Annotated in this window: 25 protein-coding genes; 12 read left to right on the top strand and 13 right to left on the bottom strand. The window is 53.6% G+C overall.

Annotated features, from left to right (window positions below):
• Nucleotides 1-36 precede the first annotated feature (36 nt).
• Nucleotides 37-450 (top strand): GFA family protein, encoded by a 414-nt coding sequence (locus K0I63_RS03095; RefSeq protein WP_220082488.1) that lies wholly within the window; start codon nucleotides 37-39, stop codon nucleotides 448-450.
• Between the two features lie 24 nt (nucleotides 451-474).
• On the opposite strand, the gene K0I63_RS03090 is transcribed toward K0I63_RS03095, so the two are convergent.
• The 9 genes from K0I63_RS03090 to K0I63_RS03050 form a co-directional block, all read right to left on the bottom strand.
• On the bottom strand, nucleotides 475-1,128 hold the full coding sequence (locus K0I63_RS03090) for a methyltransferase (RefSeq protein WP_220082487.1): 654 nt from the start codon (nucleotides 1,126-1,128) through the stop codon (nucleotides 475-477).
• A gap of 93 nt (nucleotides 1,129-1,221) precedes the next feature.
• The gene (locus K0I63_RS03085; RefSeq protein ID WP_220082486.1) at nucleotides 1,222-1,371 is read right to left on the bottom strand and encodes a hypothetical protein; all 150 of its coding nucleotides are present in this window, start codon (nucleotides 1,369-1,371) and stop codon (nucleotides 1,222-1,224) included.
• A 573-nt stretch (nucleotides 1,372-1,944) separates the two neighbouring features.
• On the bottom strand, nucleotides 1,945-2,292 hold the full coding sequence (locus tag K0I63_RS03080) for an Imm8 family immunity protein (protein WP_220082485.1): 348 nt from the start codon (nucleotides 2,290-2,292) through the stop codon (nucleotides 1,945-1,947).
• Nucleotides 2,293-2,381: 89 nt separating this feature from the next.
• Nucleotides 2,382-2,765: a hypothetical protein gene (locus K0I63_RS03075; RefSeq protein WP_220082484.1), complete on the bottom strand. Its 384-nt coding sequence runs from the start codon at nucleotides 2,763-2,765 to the stop codon at nucleotides 2,382-2,384.
• Nucleotides 2,766-2,868: 103 nt separating this feature from the next.
• Nucleotides 2,869-3,246, bottom strand: a complete 378-nt coding sequence (locus K0I63_RS03070) for a hypothetical protein (protein WP_220082483.1) — start codon at nucleotides 3,244-3,246, stop codon at nucleotides 2,869-2,871.
• Between the two features lie 77 nt (nucleotides 3,247-3,323).
• Nucleotides 3,324-3,803 carry a hypothetical protein gene (locus K0I63_RS03065; RefSeq protein ID WP_220082482.1) on the bottom strand — a complete coding sequence of 160 codons (480 nt, stop codon included), beginning with the start codon at nucleotides 3,801-3,803 and terminating at the stop codon, nucleotides 3,324-3,326.
• A gap of 106 nt (nucleotides 3,804-3,909) precedes the next feature.
• The gene (locus K0I63_RS03060) at nucleotides 3,910-4,284 is read right to left on the bottom strand and encodes a hypothetical protein (RefSeq protein WP_220082481.1); all 375 of its coding nucleotides are present in this window, start codon (nucleotides 4,282-4,284) and stop codon (nucleotides 3,910-3,912) included.
• A 1,161-nt stretch (nucleotides 4,285-5,445) separates the two neighbouring features.
• Nucleotides 5,446-6,852, bottom strand: coding sequence for an ATP-dependent RNA helicase DbpA (gene dbpA, locus K0I63_RS03055; RefSeq protein ID WP_220082480.1), 1,407 nt, complete (start codon nucleotides 6,850-6,852; stop codon nucleotides 5,446-5,448).
• A 224-nt stretch (nucleotides 6,853-7,076) separates the two neighbouring features.
• On the bottom strand, nucleotides 7,077-8,486 hold the full coding sequence (locus K0I63_RS03050) for an MFS transporter (protein WP_220082479.1): 1,410 nt from the start codon (nucleotides 8,484-8,486) through the stop codon (nucleotides 7,077-7,079).
• Nucleotides 8,487-8,760: 274 nt separating this feature from the next.
• Between K0I63_RS03050 and K0I63_RS03045 the strand changes: the two genes are divergently transcribed.
• Both K0I63_RS03045 and K0I63_RS03040 read left to right on the top strand, forming a co-directional pair.
• Nucleotides 8,761-10,683, top strand: a complete 1,923-nt coding sequence (locus K0I63_RS03045) for a methyl-accepting chemotaxis protein (RefSeq protein ID WP_220082478.1) — start codon at nucleotides 8,761-8,763, stop codon at nucleotides 10,681-10,683.
• Between the two features lie 100 nt (nucleotides 10,684-10,783).
• Nucleotides 10,784-11,095, top strand: coding sequence for a hypothetical protein (locus K0I63_RS03040; RefSeq protein WP_220082477.1), 312 nt, complete (start codon nucleotides 10,784-10,786; stop codon nucleotides 11,093-11,095).
• Nucleotides 11,096-11,130: 35 nt separating this feature from the next.
• Here the strand turns inward: K0I63_RS03040 and K0I63_RS03035 are convergent, their stop codons facing one another.
• Nucleotides 11,131-11,331, bottom strand: a complete 201-nt coding sequence (locus tag K0I63_RS03035) for a YheV family putative zinc ribbon protein (RefSeq protein ID WP_011864400.1) — start codon at nucleotides 11,329-11,331, stop codon at nucleotides 11,131-11,133.
• 174 nt (nucleotides 11,332-11,505) lie between these two features.
• On the opposite strand from K0I63_RS03035, the gene K0I63_RS03030 reads away from it, so the two are divergent.
• Complete coding sequence (locus K0I63_RS03030; RefSeq protein ID WP_220082476.1) at nucleotides 11,506-13,416, top strand: ABC transporter ATP-binding protein; 1,911 nt, start codon at nucleotides 11,506-11,508, stop codon at nucleotides 13,414-13,416.
• A gap of 67 nt (nucleotides 13,417-13,483) precedes the next feature.
• The gene (locus tag K0I63_RS03025; protein ID WP_220082475.1) at nucleotides 13,484-13,939 is read left to right on the top strand and encodes a TIGR02444 family protein; all 456 of its coding nucleotides are present in this window, start codon (nucleotides 13,484-13,486) and stop codon (nucleotides 13,937-13,939) included.
• An 18-nt stretch (nucleotides 13,940-13,957) separates the two neighbouring features.
• Here K0I63_RS03025 and K0I63_RS03020 read toward each other — a convergent pair whose 3' ends face one another.
• Together K0I63_RS03020 and K0I63_RS03015 are read right to left on the bottom strand one after the other, a co-directional pair.
• Nucleotides 13,958-15,547, bottom strand: a complete 1,590-nt coding sequence (locus K0I63_RS03020) for a GMC family oxidoreductase (RefSeq protein ID WP_220082474.1) — start codon at nucleotides 15,545-15,547, stop codon at nucleotides 13,958-13,960.
• A gap of 135 nt (nucleotides 15,548-15,682) precedes the next feature.
• Nucleotides 15,683-16,189 carry a twin-arginine translocation signal domain-containing protein gene (locus tag K0I63_RS03015; protein ID WP_220082473.1) on the bottom strand — a complete coding sequence of 169 codons (507 nt, stop codon included), beginning with the start codon at nucleotides 16,187-16,189 and terminating at the stop codon, nucleotides 15,683-15,685.
• 134 nt (nucleotides 16,190-16,323) lie between these two features.
• Between K0I63_RS03015 and K0I63_RS03010 the strand changes: the two genes are divergently transcribed.
• The 3 genes from K0I63_RS03010 to K0I63_RS03000 all read left to right on the top strand — a co-directional run bounded on the left by K0I63_RS03010 (nucleotide 16,324) and on the right by K0I63_RS03000 (nucleotide 18,559).
• Nucleotides 16,324-17,322: a hydrolase gene (locus K0I63_RS03010; protein ID WP_220082472.1), complete on the top strand. Its 999-nt coding sequence runs from the start codon at nucleotides 16,324-16,326 to the stop codon at nucleotides 17,320-17,322.
• Nucleotides 17,323-17,324: 2 nt separating this feature from the next.
• Complete coding sequence (locus tag K0I63_RS03005; RefSeq protein WP_220082471.1) at nucleotides 17,325-17,588, top strand: YheU family protein; 264 nt, start codon at nucleotides 17,325-17,327, stop codon at nucleotides 17,586-17,588.
• A gap of 83 nt (nucleotides 17,589-17,671) precedes the next feature.
• Nucleotides 17,672-18,559, top strand: coding sequence for a phosphoribulokinase (locus K0I63_RS03000; protein WP_220044180.1), 888 nt, complete (start codon nucleotides 17,672-17,674; stop codon nucleotides 18,557-18,559).
• Between the two features lie 366 nt (nucleotides 18,560-18,925).
• On the opposite strand, the gene K0I63_RS02995 is transcribed toward K0I63_RS03000, so the two are convergent.
• Nucleotides 18,926-19,705 carry a tetratricopeptide repeat protein gene (locus K0I63_RS02995; protein ID WP_220059844.1) on the bottom strand — a complete coding sequence of 260 codons (780 nt, stop codon included), beginning with the start codon at nucleotides 19,703-19,705 and terminating at the stop codon, nucleotides 18,926-18,928.
• Nucleotides 19,706-20,149: 444 nt separating this feature from the next.
• Between K0I63_RS02995 and crp the strand changes: the two genes are divergently transcribed.
• The 4 genes from crp (at nucleotide 20,150) to K0I63_RS02975 (ending at nucleotide 23,318) form a co-directional block, all read left to right on the top strand.
• Nucleotides 20,150-20,785 carry a cAMP-activated global transcriptional regulator CRP gene (gene crp, locus K0I63_RS02990; protein WP_011864391.1) on the top strand — a complete coding sequence of 212 codons (636 nt, stop codon included), beginning with the start codon at nucleotides 20,150-20,152 and terminating at the stop codon, nucleotides 20,783-20,785.
• Nucleotides 20,786-20,866: 81 nt separating this feature from the next.
• Entirely contained in the window at nucleotides 20,867-21,205 is a 339-nt protein-coding gene (locus K0I63_RS02985) for a PepSY domain-containing protein (protein WP_220044178.1), read from the top strand.
• 110 nt (nucleotides 21,206-21,315) lie between these two features.
• A complete protein-coding gene (locus K0I63_RS02980) occupies nucleotides 21,316-21,990 on the top strand; it encodes a response regulator (protein WP_011864389.1) in 675 nt (224 codons plus the stop codon).
• Nucleotides 21,987-23,318: an ATP-binding protein gene (locus K0I63_RS02975; RefSeq protein ID WP_220082470.1), complete on the top strand. Its 1,332-nt coding sequence runs from the start codon at nucleotides 21,987-21,989 to the stop codon at nucleotides 23,316-23,318. Before K0I63_RS02980 ends, K0I63_RS02975 begins: the two co-directional genes overlap by 4 nt.
• Nucleotides 23,319-23,321: the final 3 nt, after the last annotated feature.

The raw sequence follows: 23,321 nt of genomic DNA, 5'->3' as shown, positions 1-23,321 counted from the left end.
CTTAAGGATGAACTCTAAAGTTAGGCGGCAATACAGATGAAAACAGCAGAACAGTTACAAGGCGGCTGCCTGTGCGGCGCGCTGCGTTACAAGGTGTCGGCGCAGCCGTTTGATAGCGATTACTGCCACTGCAGCCAATGCCAGAAGAGCACTGGCGCCATGGCCGCCTGCTGGATGGATTTTAAGGCCGACCAGGTCACTTGGCTCCAAGGTTCGCCCAAGGAATATGCCTCCTCAGACACCATACGTCGCGGCTTTTGCCAGCACTGCGGCACCAGCATCACCTATCGCAGTACCGACTACCCAGATTACTACACCCTGAGCATCGCCAGCCTGGACGATGCCAACGCCGTCGCCCCCAGATATCACATCTACACGGGCAATCAGCCAGACTGGCTTAAGATTGCCGATGACCTACCCAGATACCGCCAGAGCCGCAGTGAAGGCTGAGGCGGGTTTAGAAAGAAACGACCTCTAGCGCTTCACGGCGCTAAACAGGGCGACGCAGCCCACCTGTTTGATACTGACCCGATCGAACCTGGCGCTTAACGCTTGGGTCAGCGTGTCGATATCGTCAGCCTGATTACAGAAGATCCCCTTCTTGTTATAGATAGCCATCAGCCTGCCCGCGAAGGCATTGGGCTTGATACCAGTACCCAGAATTGTGCTGCCAAACAGCACGGCACCCGGCTTCATCACAGATTCGAGATGGGTGAAGAGCACGCATTTCTCTGCCATGGTGCCCGGCAGGCAGTGCAGCAGATAGTTCACGCTGATCGAATCGAAGCCATCGCATGTTAGCTCAAGCGGCGCCAGGACGTTACGGCAATAAATCTCAGGGGAAAGATGACGCACCACGGCCGAGGCCGATGCCAGGCTGTTCTCATTAAGATCTATCAAGGCGATGCGCCGGGTATGCGCGGGCAGATGATGCTTGAGGTAGTAGCCTGTGCCGACGCCGACATCCAGGTGATTGGCCGAGGTCAGGGCGGCAAACTGCTCGGCGATCAGCTTTGTAGGACACTTCCACAGATAGTGATTGGAAAATCCCAGCACCCAGAGATCATAGATGGCGAGCACACTCTTGGAGTAGATCGCCTGACCCGCGACAACGGCCTCTTTATTCATTTTTTCTTACATACCAATAGATTAACGAGGGCGGAATCTATACTAAAACGCCCGGCAAGGCAAAATAACCTTAGACAAATTACCTTACTAAGGTTAACCCTGACTGCTGCCAGTCACATCCAGCTTCACACGTTTTCTAAGCCCCTTAGCGCGAATACAGCTGGGAATGTTGAGCCATGACGTCATGGTGTACTTATCACCTGCACAGGGCTCATGTGCAGATACGCTTGTGAGACGCCGCAAGTACGTTCCCTGTAGACTATGCCGTGACATCTGATGTGAATGGATTCACGAATGCTGCAATGACATGGATGTCATAACGCGGCCCTGTCACGGACAGTTCACTAGCGTATCTACACTAGGGGCTTATTGTCTCTTCGAATTAATGTTATTGAAGTTAGATATTGTCTAGCAGCTTTCAGCTGGTAGAACTTAACGGACTTTGCCATTTGAAATGGGGATGTCGAACCAAGGCTTCATAGTGTATCAATTGCTTGCCGCAGGCTTTATGTGCAAACACGTTTTTGGCACGCCACTAGCACTTCCCTGTGGGCTCTACGAAATCATCCCTGATTTCGAAGGCCAAAAACGTGTTTACACCGATATCTATCGTCTCTTCGATTGAGCGTTAATTGTGTGTCTAGCACAAGCTGAAATATTTTTGGACAAAAATGAGTTAGAACTATAGAGCTATATATGTGAGCTTCAGATAAATGTTTTTATGTACTAACGCTTTGCGAAGGGGCAAATGCGAGCCTCGCGAGTATTTGTCTCGCCCTCTGTTTGGGCAAACTTACGCAACTTGTTATACACCATTTACCGATGCGTCCATTCGTATTCCCAACAATAGTGTTTGGAGATTTGCCTAAACATTCCTTCCCAACTAACGTCAGCGCAATTGGAAAGAACTTTATTTAATTCCTTTAAAGTCTCATCCCAAGAATAATAAGGCAATACAAGGAGATGATCTTTATCGGTCGATTGAGACAGAGATTTTTGTGTTATCACATGGACCTGAAAGTCATTGGTTCCCTTCATTCCTTCTGTTCCAACAGAAATATTTAACCAGAAATCTACTTCCGCTGGATCTTCAAATATCCATTTATCAATAGGATCAAAGTCTGAACAGTCAAAACTTCTGATGACGGGAACGAAATTATTCATTTGGTGTATAACGCTTTGCTAAGGGGCTGGCGCCACTCGCCAGTCCCACGGAGCCAGCCTTGGCTGGCAAAGTAAGCTTGAGCAACTGGTTAGGTGCTAGCATTGCCTTCCTCCAATAAAAACAATGTATTATCATAAATTTTATATTTTTTATAGAGGTAAGCATTTGCACCAGAATGATAAAACACTGTTACCAAATCATCTTGAACCTGAATCGTAATCGTGTGCCCATCTATACGGTCAATGATCACGGGTTCACCTAGATATAGAACCAAATAATGACTATAAGTAGGCATTTCATCTGCGTAGTCCGGACTGTTTGGCTTAAATATCAAACGAACACACTCAATCCTTCCTAAGCCAGCTATTTCAGCAGTGGCGGATGCTTCCGTAGCATAGAATCCGCTTGTAGGCACAGCTATCGAAATAGCACTAAACAATACACAAATTAGTAATAAGGTGATATTTCTCATTGAGCACGTAAAGCCCCAATAAGGGGCTGATAAATGCTTGGCTAGCCTGTGTAGCGGAGCGGAACTGAGCCAAGCTTTAGCAGTCCCGCACTTAATTGGTTTGTTAGGTAATGTTTACCCAACGTCCGAACCTAATTATTTGTTGAGAAGCATACTCCATTACCCAAGAACGATCTTCTGCAACAATTAATAAATGGTTTTGATTAAAGTAATCCGCAGCATGATTGAGCAAAGAAGACCAAGTTGATTGCCTGAGTTCTGACCATGCTGTATCTGTAATAATCACTTTAGTAGAGCCTGTAACACCTTTGCTATTTAGCCAATTAGAAAGCTTTTGGGTATGTGCATCATCTTCAAATGAAGCCATGACCCATTCACTCGTTTCATCTACACCTGAGTCCCAAAAAACTTCGTGTAAATGAGGCTCTACTAATTTTCTAATATCACGACTTCGCAATGCTGGATTTAGAAGATTGACCATCCTTAGTTACCTAACGCCGCAAAAAGAGGCGAGCGTAGCGAGTCCAGCCGCCGAAGGCCGCATTCTTGTTTGCCTTGTTAGGCATTTTCCGCCAACGCACGCCATTTTTCAGTGAGCTGAAATGGTTCACTAATACCTGAACTATTGATTTTCACGCATTGCCCAGAAGGCAGCATGAACACCCCTGTGTTCTCTGACCATCCCTGTATGGAGCCAACCATTACGGCCTCATTCGGTGCTTTGAAGTTGACTCGCCATGCTCGATTCGCTGTCGTAATCGACTGAGGCTGAAGCTGCCCTCTAGATAGCCCTTTACCTTCGAACAAACTCACGGGAATGCCAAATAGCGTAAGCTTCTTGAAGAAGCATCCGTTTGTGCTTTTCAGAAGGGAAACAAGTGCGGGGGGAAACTCCGCTTTAGCTTCGAGGCAAGCCCACTCGATCATTTCATCGGTGGCCGGAGGATAGATTGCGGCAGTGCCGTGATCTACGTGCCAGTTACTAGCGCCGAGATTGCACTCTATTCCGTTGGATTCAAACTCTTCGATGATGCTCATTTAATTTGATGCCTAACGCCCGGCACAGCGGCGAGGTAAAACTGGCGCTAAATTTGCGCCAGCAAATTTGGCGACAGCTTTTGCCGAGTCCGACTGCTGCCGCTTGTTATGTGTGTATTTCAAACTCTAGCTTTCCACCTTGAATATTGACTGAACCAAAGTCACCTACCAAATAAAATGACCCTTCCTCGATATTGAGTACATCAATGTTTCCGTAATCTACCGTCCCATCAGGGTCTGTAGTTGTACGGACCAATTCCTTTAGCTTCAGCCCTTGCACATCATTTACGTTCACAAACCGAAGTGTTGCTCTCTTGTAGCATGTATACTCATTTCCCGCTGGCTTTGAGTAATGTTCCGACTCAGGCCAAATGCTTGCCTCTAATTCGAAAGACAAGCGATTAACTTCGCAACACCAATCCAAAACGAATGAATCGTTGAGATCTATACCTTTGAAAATTTCGGATTTAGACCATTCCATGCCGAGGCTCACTCACACATAACATTTTATTAGTGCGCATGCGCGTTTACCTCGTTGGACCAGTGAATACGCGCATAGCTAACTATCTGTATGTAATGAACTTATCAGCATTTTGCCAAATATACCATCTGGAAAAACGCGCATGCGCGTTTTCCAAACCTATCATCTACTTAACGAATGTTATAAGCAGCTAATTTTAAAGCCATTTATTTATGCCTAAATGAGAAAACGCGCACAAGTGCAGGATAAAAATCGTTCAAAATCCTTGTGATTTGAATATGACTGTATAGTTATCCAGTTTTTTGGGTTTGGGAGTAGTGAATTAGCTCACGCTGATGTAGCGATAACAAATTGCCAGGCCAGAAAGTCCGTTAGGTACTGATCCACCGACAAAGTGTTAACTCATTTTGGGGCAAAACCAAGTTAGCTTTTCGCCTTCCCTCTTCACACCAAACACGGCTAAATCGAAGAGACGTTAGATACCGAGTGTAGATACGCCAGTGACCTTCGGTTTCATGGCCAAAAAATGTTCCCGACATTTTCGGCATTTCCTACATCCATGTAGGTCAGATGAAACCGCAGAGCGGCCAGGGCCAAAAATGTTCCCGACATTCTCGGCATTCCCTCCATCCTTGGAGGTCAGATGGCGCACAGCGTGTCACGGGCGTATCTACACATCCCTCGCCGGGTAGGCGTTAGATAGCGATGAAGGTACGACCTTCAACTCACTTAATAAATGAGCATGTCGCCAAATGCCAACCAAGCAAACTATAGAAATGCCAAACCTTCATTCTAAGGGCAGCACTCTTTGGTGCAAAAATCAGTTAGTTCTCACGCTTTAGACACGCCAATACCGCCAAATCGAAGAGACGTTTAGATACGGGTGTAAGCACGCTTTTGACTCTCGGCGGCATGGACGCCGCCGTGAAGCCTCCATGGACGGAATCTCGGCGTGCCAAAAGAGTGCTTGCACGTCCCCCGCCGGGCAGGCGTTAGATTGCTATGAAGGGTCGACCTTCAAACTCACTCAACAAATAAACATGCAGCCAAAAGCTACTCAAACAAACTCAACCAATCCCCCCCATCAAACCCCAGGCAACAAAAAAGGAGCTAACCTCAGTCAGCTCCTTTTCCAATCACCGCGCTAGATTACGCGATTAATTATTTTAACTCCCACGCACGGTAACTCTTACCCTTAAGCTTACCTTTGACGATCTTGTTAAGGGCCTTGCGCAGCACCTTGCGATCCACCGCCACATAGGAGCGGAACTCGGTGATCTTGATCTTGCCGACTTCACTACCCTCAATGCCATTGTCACCGGTAAGACAGCCGAGGATATCCCCAGGGCGCACCTTCTGCTTCTTACCGCCGTCGATCTGAATGGTGACCATTCTGGGTTGCGGCGGCATGGTGTCCAGCAGGGCTTCACCTGGCAGCGCCTCGCCGTCTATCTCGCGGCCAAGTGCATCTGCCAGCAGGGATAATTTGTAGCCATCTTCATGGTTGAAGAGGGTATGGGCGGCGCCCTTGCTGCCAGCGCGGCCGGTACGGCCGATGCGGTGAATGTGCACCTCAGTGTCATAGGCCATATGGTAGTTGACCACCATATCCAGGGCGTCGATATCCAGGCCGCGGGCCGCCACGTCTGTGGCCACCATGACGCTGGCGCTCTTGTTGGCAAACTTTAGCAGCATCTGGTCGCGATCCCGCTGCTCCAGATCCCCATGCAGGGCCACCACGCTGAAACCGGCATTGGTCAGCTTAGCCGCCACATCCTTGGTCTCACGCTTGGTGTTACAGAAAACCACGGCGCTCTCGGGCTGATGTTTAAGCAGCAGAAGCTGCAGCGCCTTCATACGATCGTTATTGTTACCGCACTCGTAGAAGTGCTGCTCTATACTCTCACCGCCGTGCTGTACCTCGACCTTCACCATGAGGGGATCGATCATGAACTGCTCGCTAAGCCCTTGGATCTGCTCCGGGAAGGTGGCACTAAACAGCAGAGTTTGTCGCTCACGGGGCACCTCTTGCATGATGGCGTCCAGCTCACGCTGAAAGCCCATCTCGAGCATACGATCCGCCTCATCCAGCACCAACGTATCGACGTTGTCGAGATCCAAGCGGCCTCTGTCCAGGTGATCTATGATGCGACCCGGCGTACCGACGATAATGTGGGCACCGTGTTCCAACGAGCCTATCTGCGGCCCCATGGGCACGCCGCCACACAGGGTGAGGATCTTGATGTTATGGATACCGCGCGCCAGGGTGCGCAGCTCCGCCGCCACCTGATCCGCCAGCTCACGGGTAGGACAAAGCACTAACGTCTGGATACGAAAACGCTTCACATCCAGCTTGTTGAGCAGGCCTAAACCGAAGGCGGCCGTCTTGCCCGAGCCCGTCTTGCCCTGACCTATGACGTCCTGCCCATTGAGGATGGCTGGCAGACTCTGGGCCTGAATAGGCGTCATCTGGTGAAAGCCGATAGATTTCAGGGTATCGAGCAAAGCGGGTTTAAGCGGCAGGCTGTCAAAAGCCCCGCTTGGCGTAGTAGCGTCAGATTGACTCACGGTAATTTCCTAATGCTGTGCCGAGAAAAACTGAGTTAGATCAGGCACAAATAAAGCTATGTGATGGCAGCAGCCGATGAATCTTCAAGGGCGTGCGTGGATATGGCGGCGATTATAGCAGCAATCAGGCGGCAATGCGCCAATTAGACGAGGATTAAATAAAAGCCGCCGCGAGGGATCGCGACGGCATTCAGGGTTAAACCAACCAAAACTGAGTCAAACAGTTAGGCGGTTGCCAGTTCGGCGTCGGTATCATTCTTGGCATCGATACGCTTGATCACGGCGCCATAGATGATGAGCGATACCGCCGACACGCTAGCGATAGCGGCAAACACATACCAGATATAGTGAGCATGTGCCGAAGCCTCGACCCAGGCGGCGTGGTCGTTATAGACACGCGGATCCGGACAGTAGGCCTCCAGCAGGTAACCCGACAGACCGAAGCCCAGCAATGAACTGATGAAAGAGTGCAGGTGCGAGAAGCCCAGGTAGAGACCCTCTTCGCCCTTGGGCGCCTGTAGCGAGAAATACTCCAGGAAACGCGGCGAGATGAAACACTCGGCCAGGCCCTGGAATACGATGCCTATGATCATCATGGCGGCGATGGGATGCATGCCTAAGATAGTCTCACTGCCGGCAAACATGTTGCCCGAGGCCATCAGCAGCGCCGATACCGGCATGATAAACATGCCCACAGTCATAGAGGTCAGCGCGCTGCGCTTGGCCATCATACCTGTAACGAAGCTGACGCAGAGGAAGACCACCAGAGGGTTGACGTTGGCGTACCAAGACGGTGATGAGCCCTCACCGGCCATACGCAGCACATATTTTGGCATGGTGGCGTAGAGCTGATGCTGTACCATCCAGAAGCCCGTGATGATTAAGATCAGGGCTATCAATCGACCATTAGACAGCACCTTAAGCAGCGCCTGCCAGATCTCGCCCAGGCTCTTGCCGGAGCGGTTCTCCTCCGTGCTCTTGAAGAAGAGCATGATGCTGAAGAAGGCGATCAGCGTCATGGTGGCGGCGAAGTAGTTAAGGTTAATTAGACCCAAGTCGCCCATGGATTCACGCAGCGGCTTCACCACTGTCTTACCCGAGAAGGCGCCTATGTTGACCATCATGTAGAAGATAGAGAAACCCTTGGCGCGGGTCTCGGCCGTGGTCGATAGCGCCACAGTTCCTGTGATCACCGCCTTGATGAAGGAGCCACCTATCATGATGACGACCAGAATAGGCACGATCGCCCAGCGAATATCCGCCTCCTTAAGGCCGTGATATATGGTCTCCTTGCCATATTCCACCAGCCCCTGAGATTCAATAAGCGCAGGGAATATCGCCAAGGACGCATAGCCTATGGTTAACAGGCCAAACGCCAGCAACAGGGCGCCGCGAAAGCCTATCTTGTCGGCCAGGGCGCCGCTGAAAGTAGGTAAAAAGTAGAGACCGGCCGAGAAAGAGCCCGCCAGCCAGGCGGCTTCGACGTCGCTAAAACCGAGAATACGTGACAGGTAGAGGGTGATAACGATGAACACACCGTAATAGGCCGCTCGTTCGAGCAGCTCGACGCCGTTGGCGATCCAGAAGATTCTGGGGAAGCGCGGCGCCTCTGTGGACTTAGAGTTATTATTCATTTTTAGTCTTCCAGGCAAAAAAACACCTCAAACTACCCCGAGCCGCGCCCAGACGCAACCTTAGCGTCATGATGGGGATCAATTTTTGGCAAAAGTGGGCGACAAACTCACTGAAAGACCGTAACAACTAAATGCACTCCTCTACAGGACGAGCCTAGTTCTCCATACTGAAATCTATCGATTAGCCATTAAATATCAGCAACTTCTAAATGTATTTCTCACCTGCAGATTCATCATAGTCTCCTATACTTAGGTCAGATTAGGAGAGATGCTAATGTTAAAACTCAACATCCGTCGTAAAGTCGTACTCGCCACCCTGGCCTCTGTCGTGTTATCCATCTTTTTGATCAGCCTCTATGCAATGTCCAATAGTCGGGAGATCATTCTCGACAGCACCCTAAACCGAGAATTACCAGCGGTTTTAGGTGAGGTCGCCAACGATATTGACGCCCAGTTATTGATGCCGATTACAGTTTCCAAGGTGATGGCCAATAACCTCGAATATCAGGCCATGATACGTCAAGGTGAACCCGAAGCTAGCCAGGCGACACTTATCGCTTCCCTCGCCAATATTCGGCAGCGATTTGGCGCCATTACCGCCTTTCTGGTCTCTAATACCACGGGACGCTACTTCACCCATGAAGGACTCTTTAAAACTGTCTCTCCAAGTGACGATAGAGATGCCTGGTTTTATCGCTTCTTAGGTAGCGGTAAAGATTACGATTTGAGTATCGATGTCGACGATCTCAACCAAACGCCCACCCTATTTATCAACTATCTAGTTCAGATAGAGGGAAAGCCGAGCGGTGTAGCGGGTGTCGGACTGTCACTCAACAGTCTGGCCGACAACATCAAACAATATAAGATTGGTGAACAGGGGCGCGTCTATCTTACCGACGGCAATGGCCAGATAAAGATCCACGGCCAAAGCCAGTTTGCCGGCAAGCAACTGAGTGCCTTGGGCATCAAAGATCCGCAAGCATTGCTGTCTCAGCAGAGCTTTGCCACCTCGGAATATGATAACAATGGTGTCGACACCCTAGTCGCCAGTCGCTACATTCCCTCAATCGGCTGGTATCTTATCGCCGAGGTCCCACAAGACGAGCTATTTGGCGCCATCAATAAAGCCAGTTGGCAACTGGCACTGATGGGTCTGATACTGGCCGCCATTATCATGTTCACCAGCGCCTGGCTGATCAACCGCCTTATCTCTCCCTTTGGCGAGCTTGCAGACATGCTGAAAAGCATTGGTGAGGGAGAGGGCGACCTCTCGCTGCGACTGGACGACAGTCGTCAGGATGAGACGGGCAGCATGGCTGCCAGCTATAACCAGTTTGTCACCTATCTCAGTAAGACACTGCAAAGCGTATCGGCAACAGCCAACGATCTGTTTCAGGCGGTCGAGCGGATCGACAATCAAGCTAAACATATGGAGCATGAGATCAACGATCAGGTCAGCAAGATAGAGCAAGTGGCAACCGCCATTCACGAGATGGGCATGACAGCCCAAGAGATCGCCAGCAGCGCCAACAATGCCGCCGAGAATGCCCAGGTCGCCGACCAATCGGTTAATCAGGGCAATCAGTCGGTACAAAATACCATAGCCTCAGTAGCAAACATGAGTGAGCAGCTACTGACCACCAGTGAGACGGTATCGCAACTTGCAGAAGATGCCAGCTCCATCGACACTGTGCTTGAGGTGATCCGCGGCGTATCGGAACAGACTAACTTGCTGGCACTGAACGCAGCAATCGAGGCTGCACGGGCAGGCGAACAGGGCCGCGGCTTTGCGGTAGTGGCTGATGAAGTCCGCACACTGGCTTCCCGCAGCCATGCCTCTACCGAGGATATTCGTCACATCATAGAGAAACTACAGGCGAAAACGACCGAAGTGGTCAACGCCATCGGCCAGAGTACAAACCAGAGTCAACAGAGCCAACAGGAAGCCAGCCTCTCAGGCGAACACCTACACAGCATCGCCGAAAACATTCAGGCCATGAGCGAGATGAGTATGCAGATCGCCACGGCAACGGAAGAGCAGTCCAACGTTGTTGGTGAAATCAATCCTCATGTCACAGCTATTGCCGATATCTCACGCAGCAGCAGTGACGTGGTTCGCCAGACTTCGCTCGATTGTAGCGATCTGAGAGAAATGGCGGTACAACTCAACGAACTGGTATCTCGCTTTAAGTTTTAATCTCGAAGGCGCCGAACAATAACCTCGGCGCCGTCGTATAAAAGCGCTTTTATCGCTATCATGTGTGCCACTTATCCCCCAAACAATAGACACACAGAAAATGAGCCAAGCCAACATCAGCAAACAGCAACTCATCGACCAGCTCACCGCCTGGCTGCAGGGCAAGATTGACAATGAAGAGTTACAGGACTGGATGGTGACCCATTATGATCCCGACGAGGTCAGCATAGGCCAGGGTGAATGCGAATGGACTGTGGAGGCGATGAACATAGTGATGAACGAATATGAGATCGCCAAGACGGAGAAATTCAGGCAGGAAAATGCCCAGCTAGCGATCGACTTCATCCTCGCCGACGAGGCGCGCTTCAATCAGACGCGCCACCTGTTTCTACAACAGGGTTTTCACGACTAAGTTTTTCGCGACTAGGCTTTTCACGCCTAAAAGCGTTAGGGCTTAAACACCCCGATCACTGCGCCAGTGGCCTGCTTGGCCACCTCGGCCTCGGCCTGCTGCTCACGATAATCGCACTCGACGCACTCGACCGTCTCGACTCCCTGCTCCTTAAACAGCACTATGCTGTCCTGGGCATGACACTTGGGGCACTTGGCACCGGCAACGAAACGCTTCTTGACTCTGACTCTACTCACGCTTGACTCAACCTGTTGGGATAAAAACTCTGTCGATGGGGCCATTTTGCCACAAGGCGCGGCAAAACACCCTATCGGATTCAAAATGTCCCGGCTAAAGAGTGGCAAGCGGCCCCCCAACTGGGCTATCATCCCAAGCCTATTAATCCTTAGCTATGCATCAAGTCGACCTCAATGATCACCATTACCCAAGCGCAACTTATTCGCGGCTCCAAGACTCTATTGGATGAAGCCTCTCTGACTGTCTACCCCGGCCACAAGGTGGGCCTGGTGGGTGCCAACGGCACGGGCAAGTCATCTCTGCTTGCGTTGATCATGGGACACCTCAGCCTGGATAAGGGCGAGATCAGCGTGCCCACGGGCTGGCAGATCGCCACAGTCGCCCAGGAGACCCCGGCGCTGGAGGTGAGCGCGCTGGAATATGTGATCGACGGCGACCGCGAATATCGCGAGCTGGAAGAAGCGCTGCACAAGGCACAGCTGGAGGATAACGGCCATCAGATCGCCCTGCTACACGGCAAGATAGACGCCATCGGCGGCTACAGCATCCGTGCCCGTGCCGCCAGCCTGTTGGCAGGTCTGGGCTTTAGCGAGGCCGAGCAGCAAAATCCAGTGAAGAGCTTCTCGGGGGGATGGCGCATGCGTCTCAACCTAGCCCAGGCGCTGCTGTGCCGCTCCGAACTCCTGCTGCTGGACGAACCCACCAACCACCTCGACTTGGACACCATGTACTGGCTAGAGAGCTGGATCAAGGCCTACCAAGGCACGCTAATCCTCATCAGCCACGACAGGGACTTTATCGACGCCATCGTCGACGAGATAGTGCATGTCGAGCACCATAAGCTCAACTACTACAAGGGCAACTACACCGCCTTCGAACGCATCCGCGCCGAGCGTATGGCCCAGCAACAGGTGGCCTATGAGCGCCAACAGAAAGAGCGCGCCCATATGCAATCTTTCGTCGACCGTTTCCGCTACAAGGCCAGCAAGGCCAAGCAGGCCCAGAGCCGCCTCAAGGCGCTGGAGCGGATGACTGAGCTGCTGCCCTCCAAGGCCGACAGCCCCTTCTACATGGCGTTTCGCGCCCCCGAGGCCCTGCCCAACCCGTTGGTGAAGATGGAGCAGGTCTCAGTCGGCTATGGCGACAAGGCGATCCTCAACCATGTGCACCTGAACCTGGTGCCAGGTGCCCGCATCGGCCTGCTGGGTCGTAACGGCGCGGGTAAGTCGACCCTAATCAAGTTGCTGGCCGAACAACTCAAGCCCATGAGCGGCCTGTATGAGCCAAATCCCGGCCTCAACATAGGTTACTTCGCCCAGCATCAGCTGGAGTTTCTGCGCCTGGATGAGTCGCCGCTACAGCACCTGACGCGACTCGCGCCAAACAACAGGGAGCAGGAGCTGAGAGACTTCCTCGGCGGCTACGGCTTTAACGGCGACATGGCCCTGTCTCCGGTTCGCCCCTTCTCCGGCGGCGAAAAGGCCCGTCTGGTGCTGGCGCTGCTGGTGTGGCAACGCCCTAACCTCTTGCTGCTCGATGAGCCCACCAACCACCTGGATCTCGAGATGCGTCACGCCCTGACCATGGCGCTGCAGGACTTCGAGGGCGCCATGATCATCGTATCTCACGATAGACACCTGCTGCGCCTGAGCTGTAGCGACTACTACCTGGTGGATGGCGGCGAGGTGAAGAGCTTCGACGGCGATCTCGACGACTATCATCAGTGGCTGCTGGACGCCGCCAAGGAGGCCAACAAGCCTGCCGCCCAGGATGATGCGACACCAGCCCAGGATAAGAAGCTGCAGAAACGATTGGAAGCGGAGCTGAGACAGAAGCTGTCACCGCTGAAGAAGGCACAGGCCAAGCTGGAGAAGATCCAACAAGATTGCAGCGACAAGCTGGCCGAGCTGGAAAACCTGCTGGCCGACACCAGCCTGTATGAGGCCGACAACAAGGCCAAACTCACCCAGATCCTGGCCGAGCGGACCCAGCATACTCAACAGCTTGAAGAGAGCGAGATGGAGTGGCTCGAGCTGCAAGAGAACATAGAGGCCATAGAGCAAGAGGCCAAGCTGCAGAGCTAACGCGCGAAGCTTTCACTCAAGCCAACCCAGCACCAAAGGGAAAACCTAAGCGATACAAGGATGAAGTATGAGCCATGTAAATCATTTTGACGCCAACCTGTGGCAGACCTGCGACAGCCTCTACGAGAAGGGGAAGCTGCTCTACCTCAAGCTGCAAGATGACTACGGGCTCAACGTCAATCTCCTGCTGCTGGCCCAGTGGCTCGACGAGCAGCACTACTACCTGAGTGACCAGGATTGGCGCCAGCTCAGCGAGCAGGTCAAGGCCTGGGAGCAGAAGGTGCTCAAGCCCTACCGCAGGCTGAGAAAGCTGAGCAAACACAACCTGGCCGAAGCCGAGTATCGCCAGATGCTAGAGGTAGAACTCATGCTGGAGCGCAAGTCCCAGGGGATGATACTGCGCCAACTCAGACAGCTTCCCAATGAGCAGGGCCAGGCTAACCTGCCCCGCTATCTCGGCCTGTTTCAGATAGAGATAGACCAATACCACCAGCTGGCACAGACACTGATCCGCCAGGCCTAAAGGCTCAACTCTTACTATTTAAATGCCGCTCAGCTCTTCGGCCAGCAGACTGGCATTGCGGGCGGTAATGCCATAGATGGAGAGCTGAGGGTTGGCCCCAAGACTGGTGGGGAACAGCGAGCCGTCCATCACAGACAGATTCTCCAGATAATGGCTGCGGCCCCGGCTATCCACCATGGCCATCTGCTTATCTTCGCCCAGCGGGCAGCCGCCCATCACATGGGCCGAGGCCACCACTGTCTTGAAGGGTGCCAGGGTCATATCGGCGATAGCCTCCTTGGCCGCCTGCCAGCTCGGCAGATAGGGCATCCCCTCGCTCATGGGCAACACCTTCTGAGCACCGGCGGCAAACTGCAACTCGGCCATGCTGGCAAAGGCGCGCCGCGCGGCTCGCCAGAAGGCGTCGGTCAGCGGATAATCCAGGGTATAGCCCTTATCTGTCAGCTGCACCTGACCACCCGGGCTGTCGGCATGATAGCCATCTCGCATCAGGGCTATGGTCACCTGCAACTGATTAAACTGGGCCATCAGCTCGGCGTGACTCTGACCATATCCCAGGGATTTAGAGGCGATCAACACGGGATGGATGGGCGGCACTTCCAGCTTATAGCCCAGCTCGCCGTCGGCGCCATCTTGCCAGACAAACTGATCAGAATAGATGGATTGCGGCGCGCCGCTATGGCCATTGATGGCGTCGTTAAACAGGGCGCCACTGAGTACGGTCGGGTGCAGGAAAGTGCGCTTACCCAGCAGCTTTTGCGGATCCGGCAGGCGGGAGCGCATCATCAGGGCCGGCGTATGTATGGCGCCAGCACTGAGAATATAGTGCTTGGCCTTTAACATCAGCTGCACACCACTGGGGCGCAGCGACTCGGTTAACGCCTGGGCCTTGAGGGCGTACACCTTATCGTTATGGTGTTCTATCTTGCTCACCTTGGCGCGGCTCACCAGGGTCGCGCCGCGATCCAGCGCCGCCGGTATCGTGGTGACCAGCATAGACTGCTTGGCGTTGACCGGACAGCCCATGCCGCAGTAGCCAGTGTTCCAGCAGCCGGCCACGTTGCGCTTGATGACGGTATAGTCCCAGCCCAGCGCCTCGCAGCCCTGCTTGAGTGCCATGTTGTTGCGGTTGGGCTCGAAGGGCCACTCTGTAATGCTCAGCCGCTGCTCCATCTTCTCGAACCAGGGCGTTAGCGCCTCCCTGGAGAGGCCTTCGACCGACTTGTGTTCGGCCCAGAACGCCAGGGCGTTTTCCGGGGTGCGGATAGAGGTAGTCCAGTTGATGGTGGTGGAGCCACCCACGGCGCGTCCCTGAAAGATGCCGATCGCCTTGTCCTTGGTCTTCATCGAGGCAGCTTGCTGATAGAGGTTGGGATAGGCGCGCCTTTCCTCCATGTTGAAGCTCTCGGACGATTTCAGTGGCCCACCTTCGACGATAATCACAGACAGCCCCGCCTCGGTCATGATCTCGGCCGCCACGCCACCACCGGCGCCGCTGCCGACGATCACCACGTCGGCCTCAAGGGTTTGGTCTTGGGTCAGTTGACTGGCATCTATATGTTTCCAGCCGTTTGCAAGGCCGGTCACTATGGGATCTTCGATGGCCAATGGCGCTCCTTTGCCCCGTTATCGGGGTCTGTATTTATCTATCCGAGGCTAGTCGCTCGGCTTCTCTTAGGCTCAAGATCTCAGGACTTAAGCCCTCAAGGACTTAGGCTCTCAAGCTCTCAACAATTTAAGGTCTTAATTAAACAGCCGCGGCTTCTCGTAATTTAATCGTGTCCAATGCTCGGGGCAGCTGTAATAGCTTGCCAGCACCAGCTCCCGCAGCCCTTGGTAGGCAGTGACCATAAGGTCGAGAAAACTCGTTCGCCAGGCTTCCAGCATGGCCACCAGCTCCTGGGGTTGTCGCATCAGCAAGGGGGTCATGTTGCCGGTAAGCAGTAGCAGTCCCAGGCGCGACTCAAGCAGCTCCAGCAGCTGCTCGAGCTCGTCGCGGGACTCCTCGGGTAGCAGATCCATGGTCGCCACTATGGCATCTAAGGTGCGGTTTTGCGCCGCCACGCGCAGCGACTGGGTATGGGGTAAGGCGCCGTCGAGAAACACGGGCACCAGTATGCTAAACAGCAGACGATGGGACTGATCCAGGGAAGCACTCACCCTCACCTGCGGCGGGTGATACAGGTTTACCCCCAGTGCCAGGGCGCCGGTCCCCACCAGGGCCGTGGTCAAAAAGGTGCGTCGATTCATCTTATTCCCTGTGCTCTGTGATTAGCGATATTCCATGAGCTCCCTTCGAAAACAAGGAGCGACTCGAATCTATGTTACACTAGCTAGATAACTAACAATTAAACACATGTTTTAATTTTCGGCAACAGCGATTTATGACCCAGCGTACCTTCACGCCCCCCTGGTGGGCAAGAAATCCCCATGTGCAAACTATCCTGCCGGTGCTGACCAAGGTGAACAAGCCCGCCCTGACCCGCCAACGCCTGGAGCTGGATGACGGCGACTTTATCGATCTCGACTGGCTGGCCAAACCCACACAGACCGAACACACACAGGCTGAGTCCACACAAATTGAGCCCATAGTCGTGCTGGTGCATGGGCTGGAAGGCAGCGCCGACTCTCATTATGCCAGGCGTCTGCTGACTCTGCTGGGCGAGCACAAGGTTGCCGCCCTGGTGCATCATCATCGCAGCTGCTCCGGCGTGACCAATCGTCTCGCCCGCAGCTATCACAGCGGCGATACCCAGGACCTGCACACCACACTAAGCCTGCTGCGAAGGGACTATCCCGACTCGCCGCTGCTGGCGGTGGGTTACAGCCTGGGCGGGAATGTGCTGACCAAATATATGGGCGAGCATGGCAGTGACAGCCTGGTGGATCGCGCCGTGGTGATCTCGGCGCCGCTGCAGCTGGGCGCCTGCGCCAAGCGCCTCAGACACGGCTTCTCCAAGGTCTACCAAAGTTATCTCATCAAGCAGCTACAACAGAAGGTGCGCGACAAGCTGGCCATGCCAGAGCTGAGAGCACAGATGCCGGTGACCCAGGCCGAGGTGGAGAGCCTGACCACCTTTCATCTGTTCGACGACAGGGTCACCGCGCCGCTGCACGGCTTCGATAGCGTCGAAGACTATTACCGGCGCGCCAGTGGTCTGCCCTACCTGAGCCAGGTGGCTAAGCCGACCCTGGTGATCCACGCCAAGGACGATCCCTTCATGACAGATGAGGTGATCCCGACTCAGGAGGCGCTCTCGCCCTTGGTCACCTATGAGCTGCACCCACAGGGCGGTCACGTCGGCTTTATCGACGGCGGCCATCCTCTCAAGCCCAGATATTATCTGGAGCAGCGCATCGTCCATTTTCTGCTGGAGGCATAACCATGCTGGTCCCCTATCAATCCCTGCTGCAACTGCCGGCCGAGACCCTGGATAATCTGATCAAGGAGTTTCTCTTCACCCAGACCGAAGATGGCAGCTTCGCCAGCCTGGATGGCGAGGCCTTGGCCCGCGCTATCAAGCAGTGCCGCCAGGCGTTGGCCCGCAGCGAACTTGTGGTCGAATACAGCGAAGAAGAGGAATCTATCGCCATTCGCCACCGGCAAGATACCCTGACACAACAGCTCCAAGATGACGAGCCCTGTTGACCTTTAGGTTATCCGTGCCGTATAACTATTGGTTCACAATTGCCCGTTATCGGGCATCAGCTTAGCGCTATTTAGGTAAAAGAATGTCTGCTAAACACCCCATTATTGCCGTAACCGGCTCCTCTGGAGCGGGCACCACGACGACCACGACAGCATTTAGCCATATCTTCCGTCAGTTGGGGATCAATGCCGCGATGATCGAGGGCGACAGCTTTCACCACTACACGCGTCCCGAGATGGAACTAAAGATCCGTCAGGCCCAGAACGAGAACCGCAACATCAGTTATTTCGGCCCAGAGGCCAACGATTTTGGCAAGCTGGAGCAGTGCTTTAGCGACTACAGCTCCACCGGTCAGGGCGAGACCCGCTCCTACCTGCACACCTTCGACGAGGCAGTCCCCTTCAACCAGATGCCCGGCACCTTTACCCAGTGGCGACCGCTGCCGGAAAACACCGACATGCTCTATTACGAAGGCTTGCATGGCGGCGTGGTGACCGACGACTGCGACGTGGCCCAGCACGTGGATCTGCTGATCGGCATGGTGCCCATAGTTAACCTAGAGTGGATCCAGAAGATCATCCGCGATACCTCAGACAGAGGCCACAGCCGCGAGAAGGTGATGGGCTCAATCGTGCGCAGCATGGAAGACTATATCAACCATATGACGCCGCAGTTCTCCCGCACCCATATCAACTTCCAGCGGGTCCCTACGGTAGACACCTCTAACCCCTTCAGCGCCAAGACCATCCCCAGCCTGGATGAGAGCTTCGTGGTGATTCGTTTTCGCGGCATCAAGAACGTCGACTTCCCCTATTATCTGAAGATGATCGACGGCTCCTTCATGTCGCGCATCAACACCCTGGTAGTACCCGGCGGCAAGATGTCGCTGGCAATGGAGCTGATCCTCACGCCGCTGATTCGGGATCTACTGGAGAAGCGTCAGCACCTGTTGGATCTGGATAGCGAATAAATTTTCACCGCTCGCGCCGGCTTCAGTCAGAGATAGATTCGCTTAAGCTTTATTTAAGTCTGCTCACATACAATGCTGGCTATCGGGATTTCAGGCGAAAGACTGATAGTTAGTATACTCTTGGGAGTGAATTCCCCCATCTTGATCTGTTTGCTTCCTCGAGTATGCTAGCGTCCCGACACCTCCTCTTGCACGCCACTCTGCATTAATTTCCCTGCGTTACCTTCCTAACCATTTCAAGCTTAAAGATTTCAAGACTAATGCTTCAAGGCCAAAGTTTTAAAGCATAGGGCTTTCAGGCATAAAAAAACGCCGACCGAGTCGACGTCTTAATCATGAGGAAACCAATATTTACTGGCTTAAGAGCTACTGTGACAGCGGCACCACTTCACGGTATGGCTTCTGCTGGCGATAGTTTTCCAGCCTTAATTCAAATTCATCTGACTTATCGAACTCTGCCGTCTGCTTGAGCGCCTTGATCGCCTGCTTCTGCAGATCCACCGCCGAGCTGTAATCGCCAATCTCGGCATAGGCCGCCGCCAGGTTATCCAGATTGGTCGGGTCTTGCTTGTTGGCCTCGACCAGCCCCTTGCCTATGGCCAGGGCCTTACCGCCGTCACGATACTTGGCCTCGGGACAGGTAGAGAGGATCCACACCACATTGCCCAGGGAGATCTCATCGCCCACCGCCATGAAGTTATCGACCGCCTTACCACAGTTGCGCGCCACACCATTACCGCCGGCGGCATAGATGAAGCCTAAACGGAACTGGGCCCACTTGTCCTGCTCGCTCGCCAGGCTCAGATACCAACGCTCGGCCAGGGCCAGATCGCGAGGAATGATCTTACCGTCGAAGGCCAAATCCGCTATGGTCTGGGCCGCCTTCTTGTGGCCCGTCTCGGCGGCGCGTTCGACCCAGCTGGCACCCAACTGAGGATCCGGGCTAACGAAACGGCCGGAGAGATACATCAAACCGAGAAGAAATTGCGCCTCAGACTCACCTTGGCTGGCTTTTAGCTGAATATGGGCCAACTTACTGGCAGGCGCCGCCGCTTCGGTGGCGGGCACAGAAAATGCCAGCGCAGGCTGCTGCACGGCAAACAGGGCCAATAGGCCTGCGGCCAATTTCCAAACATGCTTTGTCACGATTCAGAACTCTCCTTCACCAGTTCGTGTCATCTAGGGAGACGACACGAAATAGCCACAACTTTGAGCTGCCCAGGCCCGAATAATATTCGGCGGCGCAGAGACTAACACTATCAATAATCCCCCAGTCAAGTCGAGTAAAAACCGTGTTTTACTGCATGAAAATCACAGGTGTTATCTCCTGGGCGGACAATAAGCACCTAGGCAGATGTGATATGGGCAACATTGTCGGCCAAATAAACTGGCCCGATTACGGTATTAGTTGACATATATTACTAATGTATCAAAATGAACTCCCACTATTGACAGCAAAGTAAATTACGTTACCGGCTGCATACTTATTGCAATAATTTGATCTCTGACGAGGTTTTTTGGCCTTAATTGACGTAATCTGCTTATTTAGCATATTCTTGTATTTACATTAATCAGTCGAGGAACATAGGCATGGCTCTGATTGGTAAGCCTAAACCTGATCCAACGTTGGAATGGTTTTTATCACACTGTCACATTCATAAGTACCCAGCCAAAAGCACTCTGATCCATGCGGGTGAAGACTCTGACACGCTGTACTACATAGTGAAGGGTTCTGTTGCCGTCTTGATTAAAGATGAAGAAGGCAAAGAGATGATCCTCTCTTACCTGAACCAAGGTGACTTCATCGGTGAATTGGGTCTGTTTGAAGAGCAAGCCGAGCGTACCGCTTGGGTTCGTGCCAAGCAAGCCTGTGAAATCGCTGAGATCTCTTACAAGAAATTTAAGCAGCTGATCCAGGTTAACCCTGAGATCCTGATGAAGCTCTCTTCTCAGATGGCTTACCGCCTGCAAAGCACCAGCCAGAAAGTGGGCGACCTTGCCTTCCTGGACGTTGCCGGTCGCATCGCGCAGACGCTACTGCACCTGGCTAAGCAACCAGATGCCATGACCCATCCAGACGGTATGCAGATCAAGATCACTCGCCAAGAGATTGGTCAGATCGTGGGTTGTTCTCGCGAAACCGTTGGCCGTATCCTCAAGATGCTTGAAGAGCAGAATCTGATCCAAGCACACGGCAAAACTATCGTGGTTTACGGTACCCGCTAAGCTAACATTAAGTTAGATTTAATAGATCTTAGTTAAAGTGGCCTGACTCCTTAGTCAGGCCATTTTTTTAGGACAGCCTCAGTGAAACCGACCGCCGTTATCAGCACCTTACTGCTTAGTGTCTGCTCACTGCTCAGTCCTGCCGCGACCGCCGTTATCGAACTGGAACACAACCAGGCCCAAGAGCTGGTCAGCGAAGGCAAAATCCTCTCTCTCGATCTCACCCTCAGCCAGGTACAGGCCTACTGCGATGGCAAACTGGTGGACGCTCACCTGTTTCATGCCCAGGGCCACTGGCGTTACGATCTGCAGATCAAATCGGCCAATGGCGAGCTGATCTCCCTGGATATCGACGCCACCACCGGCCGTCACAGCGCCAACAAGCCCCTGCCCCAGGCCTGCGTACCGCACAAAAACTAGCGCCGAAATATCCGCTTAGGGTGAAAAAGTGTATTATCAATTCAGGTCGATGCGACTCGGCCGCCTCCATGTAGACAGAAGCGCCTGCCGCGCTAAGGTAGAGAAAAACGATGAAATTGCTGCTGGTTGAAGACAACACCCTACTGGTCGATGAGCTTGCCAAACAGCTGAAACAGGCCGGCTATGTCACAGATGTCACCGACAGAGCCGCCGAGGCCGACTACCTGATCAAAGAAACCCATTATGATTGTGTCATTCTGGATATCGGCCTGCCCGACGGCAACGGCCTGCAGCTGCTGGAGACCTGGCGCAACCAGGGCATAGACACGCCGGTGATCATGCTCACCGCCCGCAGCCAGTGGCACGAGAAAGTAGAAGGCTTCAACGCCGGCGCCGACGATTACCTGGGTAAACCCTTCCACAGCCAGGAGCTGCTGGCGCGTATTCACGCCCTGATCAATCGTGCCCACGGCAAGACCAACAGCCCCACCAAGGAGCTGAGCTTCGAGGGGGTCACCCTGGACGAGAGCCAGCAGAGCGTCACCGTCGGCGAGCAGCAGTTCGAACTCACCGCCATGGAGTTTCGCCTGCTGAAGATCTTCCTCATGTCGCCCAAGAAACTGCTCTCCAAGGCGCAGCTGACAGACAAGCTGTATCAGTTTGACGACGAGAAGGAGAGTAACGTGGTGGAGGTCTATGTGACCCACCTGCGTAAGAAGCTGGGTAAGACGGCCATCGAGACCCGCAGGGGACAGGGCTACATCTTCCACGGCCTCAAGCCATGATATCGATCCGCACTAAGCTCAGCCTCTGGCTGTCGGCCTTAGTCATCATCTCCACCTTCGTGGCGATCGTCATCTTCGAGTCCATGTTGCGTCAGGCGTTTCACGACTCGATTATCGACCGCCTCGAAGAAGATTTAGAGCAGGTGTTACTGGCGATTCAGTTCGACAACGGCGACATCAGCATAGACCCCAACCAGGTCTCTAACTTCTACAAGCCCGTCTATTCCGGGCGCTACTACCAACTCAACCTCAAAGATATCGAGCTGAGATCCCGCTCCCTGTGGGATCAACGCCTAGAGATAGAGCCCCTCTCCAAGGGCCAGACCCGGGTGTGGCAAACCAAGGGGCCGCAGAATCACGATATTCAGCTGCTCTCCCTGGGACTTAGCAGCGCCGATGCCAAGGTGCAGGCGACGCTCACGGTCGCCCAGGATCTCAGTATCGGCCGCCAAGTATTCTCCCAGGTCTATGGCACTAAGCTGTCGGTCAACCTGGCCATGCTGCTTACCATGGTTGCGGGGATCTTCATTCTGCTACGGCAATCCTTCAAGCCGATCAACGACATGCAGCGGGCGCTGATGAAGCTCAGAGAGGGGGAGATCACCGCGCTGGACACCAGCAAGATCCCACCAGAGCTGGCGCCCTTGGCACAGACCTACAACGAGCTGCTGCAATACTCGAGCAAGCAGATGGAGCGCAGCCGCAACAACCTGGGCAACCTCAGCCATGGCCTCAAGACACCGCTGGCGGTGATGCAGCAGCAGGTAGAGGTGCTGGGACTGAAAGATCCCGAGGCCGCCAACGCAATGCAGAGCCAGCTGGATCAGATCCACAAGATGATAGAGCGCAAGCTGGCGGCGGCGCGGATCACAGGCGACATGCTGCCCGCGGCGCAGATGCAGCTACCCAAAGATCTACAAGATCTGGCCCAGACCCTCACCAAGGTGCACGGCCACAAGGCGATCGCCTGCGAATTTAGCCTGGACGAGCGCTTAAGCCGCCTGCCTATTCACCGAGAAGATGGCATGGAGCTTATCGGTAACCTGCTGGATAATGCCTTCAAGTGGGCTGACAGCAAAGTGGCGGTGTCGACGACGCAAGCCGATGAGCAGATCTTGCTGACCATAGAAGATGATGGTCCGGGCGTCGCCGACGAGGCCCTCAGTCAGCTGACCCAGAGGGGTAAACGCTTGGATGAGGCGATCATGGGCCATGGCCTTGGGCTCTCCATCGTCAAGGATATTGCCGAGCAATATGAGATAAGCCTAGCCTTCGAGCACAGCCAGCAGCTGGGCGGACTGAAGATCACCCTTGGCTTTAAGGGATAGATT

It is taken from the genome of Shewanella rhizosphaerae, assembly GCF_019457655.1.
Classification (GTDB): Bacteria; Pseudomonadota; Gammaproteobacteria; order Enterobacterales; family Shewanellaceae; genus Shewanella; species Shewanella loihica.
The sequence above is the reverse complement of the archived record's forward strand: the minus strand, read 5'-3'. Positions and strand labels throughout refer to the sequence as shown.

Bases quoted from the DNA above. Each gene is read 5' to 3' on its own strand.
- K0I63_RS03095 (WP_220082488.1), top strand. From the start codon at position 37: ATGAAAACAGCAGAACAGTTACAAGGCGGCTGCCTGTGCGGCGCGCTG.
- K0I63_RS03090 (WP_220082487.1), bottom strand. From the start codon at position 1,128: ATGAATAAAGAGGCCGTTGTCGCGGGTCAGGCGATCTACTCCAAGAGT.
- K0I63_RS03080 (WP_220082485.1), bottom strand. From the start codon at position 2,292: ATGAATAATTTCGTTCCCGTCATCAGAAGTTTTGACTGTTCAGACTTT.
- K0I63_RS03075 (WP_220082484.1), bottom strand. From the start codon at position 2,765: ATGAGAAATATCACCTTATTACTAATTTGTGTATTGTTTAGTGCTATT.
- K0I63_RS03070 (WP_220082483.1), bottom strand. From the start codon at position 3,246: ATGGTCAATCTTCTAAATCCAGCATTGCGAAGTCGTGATATTAGAAAA.
- K0I63_RS03065 (WP_220082482.1), bottom strand. From the start codon at position 3,803: ATGAGCATCATCGAAGAGTTTGAATCCAACGGAATAGAGTGCAATCTC.
- K0I63_RS03060 (WP_220082481.1), bottom strand. From the start codon at position 4,284: ATGGAATGGTCTAAATCCGAAATTTTCAAAGGTATAGATCTCAACGAT.
- K0I63_RS03050 (WP_220082479.1), bottom strand. From the start codon at position 8,486: ATGAATAATAACTCTAAGTCCACAGAGGCGCCGCGCTTCCCCAGAATC.
- K0I63_RS03045 (WP_220082478.1), top strand. From the start codon at position 8,761: ATGTTAAAACTCAACATCCGTCGTAAAGTCGTACTCGCCACCCTGGCC.
- K0I63_RS03040 (WP_220082477.1), top strand. From the start codon at position 10,784: ATGAGCCAAGCCAACATCAGCAAACAGCAACTCATCGACCAGCTCACC.
- K0I63_RS03030 (WP_220082476.1), top strand. From the start codon at position 11,506: ATGATCACCATTACCCAAGCGCAACTTATTCGCGGCTCCAAGACTCTA.
- K0I63_RS03025 (WP_220082475.1), top strand. From the start codon at position 13,484: ATGAGCCATGTAAATCATTTTGACGCCAACCTGTGGCAGACCTGCGAC.
- K0I63_RS03015 (WP_220082473.1), bottom strand. From the start codon at position 16,189: ATGAATCGACGCACCTTTTTGACCACGGCCCTGGTGGGGACCGGCGCC.
- K0I63_RS03010 (WP_220082472.1), top strand. From the start codon at position 16,324: ATGACCCAGCGTACCTTCACGCCCCCCTGGTGGGCAAGAAATCCCCAT.
- K0I63_RS03005 (WP_220082471.1), top strand. From the start codon at position 17,325: ATGCTGGTCCCCTATCAATCCCTGCTGCAACTGCCGGCCGAGACCCTG.
- K0I63_RS03000 (WP_220044180.1), top strand. From the start codon at position 17,672: ATGTCTGCTAAACACCCCATTATTGCCGTAACCGGCTCCTCTGGAGCG.
- crp (WP_011864391.1), top strand. From the start codon at position 20,150: ATGGCTCTGATTGGTAAGCCTAAACCTGATCCAACGTTGGAATGGTTT.
- K0I63_RS02980 (WP_011864389.1), top strand. From the start codon at position 21,316: ATGAAATTGCTGCTGGTTGAAGACAACACCCTACTGGTCGATGAGCTT.
- K0I63_RS02975 (WP_220082470.1), top strand. From the start codon at position 21,987: ATGATATCGATCCGCACTAAGCTCAGCCTCTGGCTGTCGGCCTTAGTC.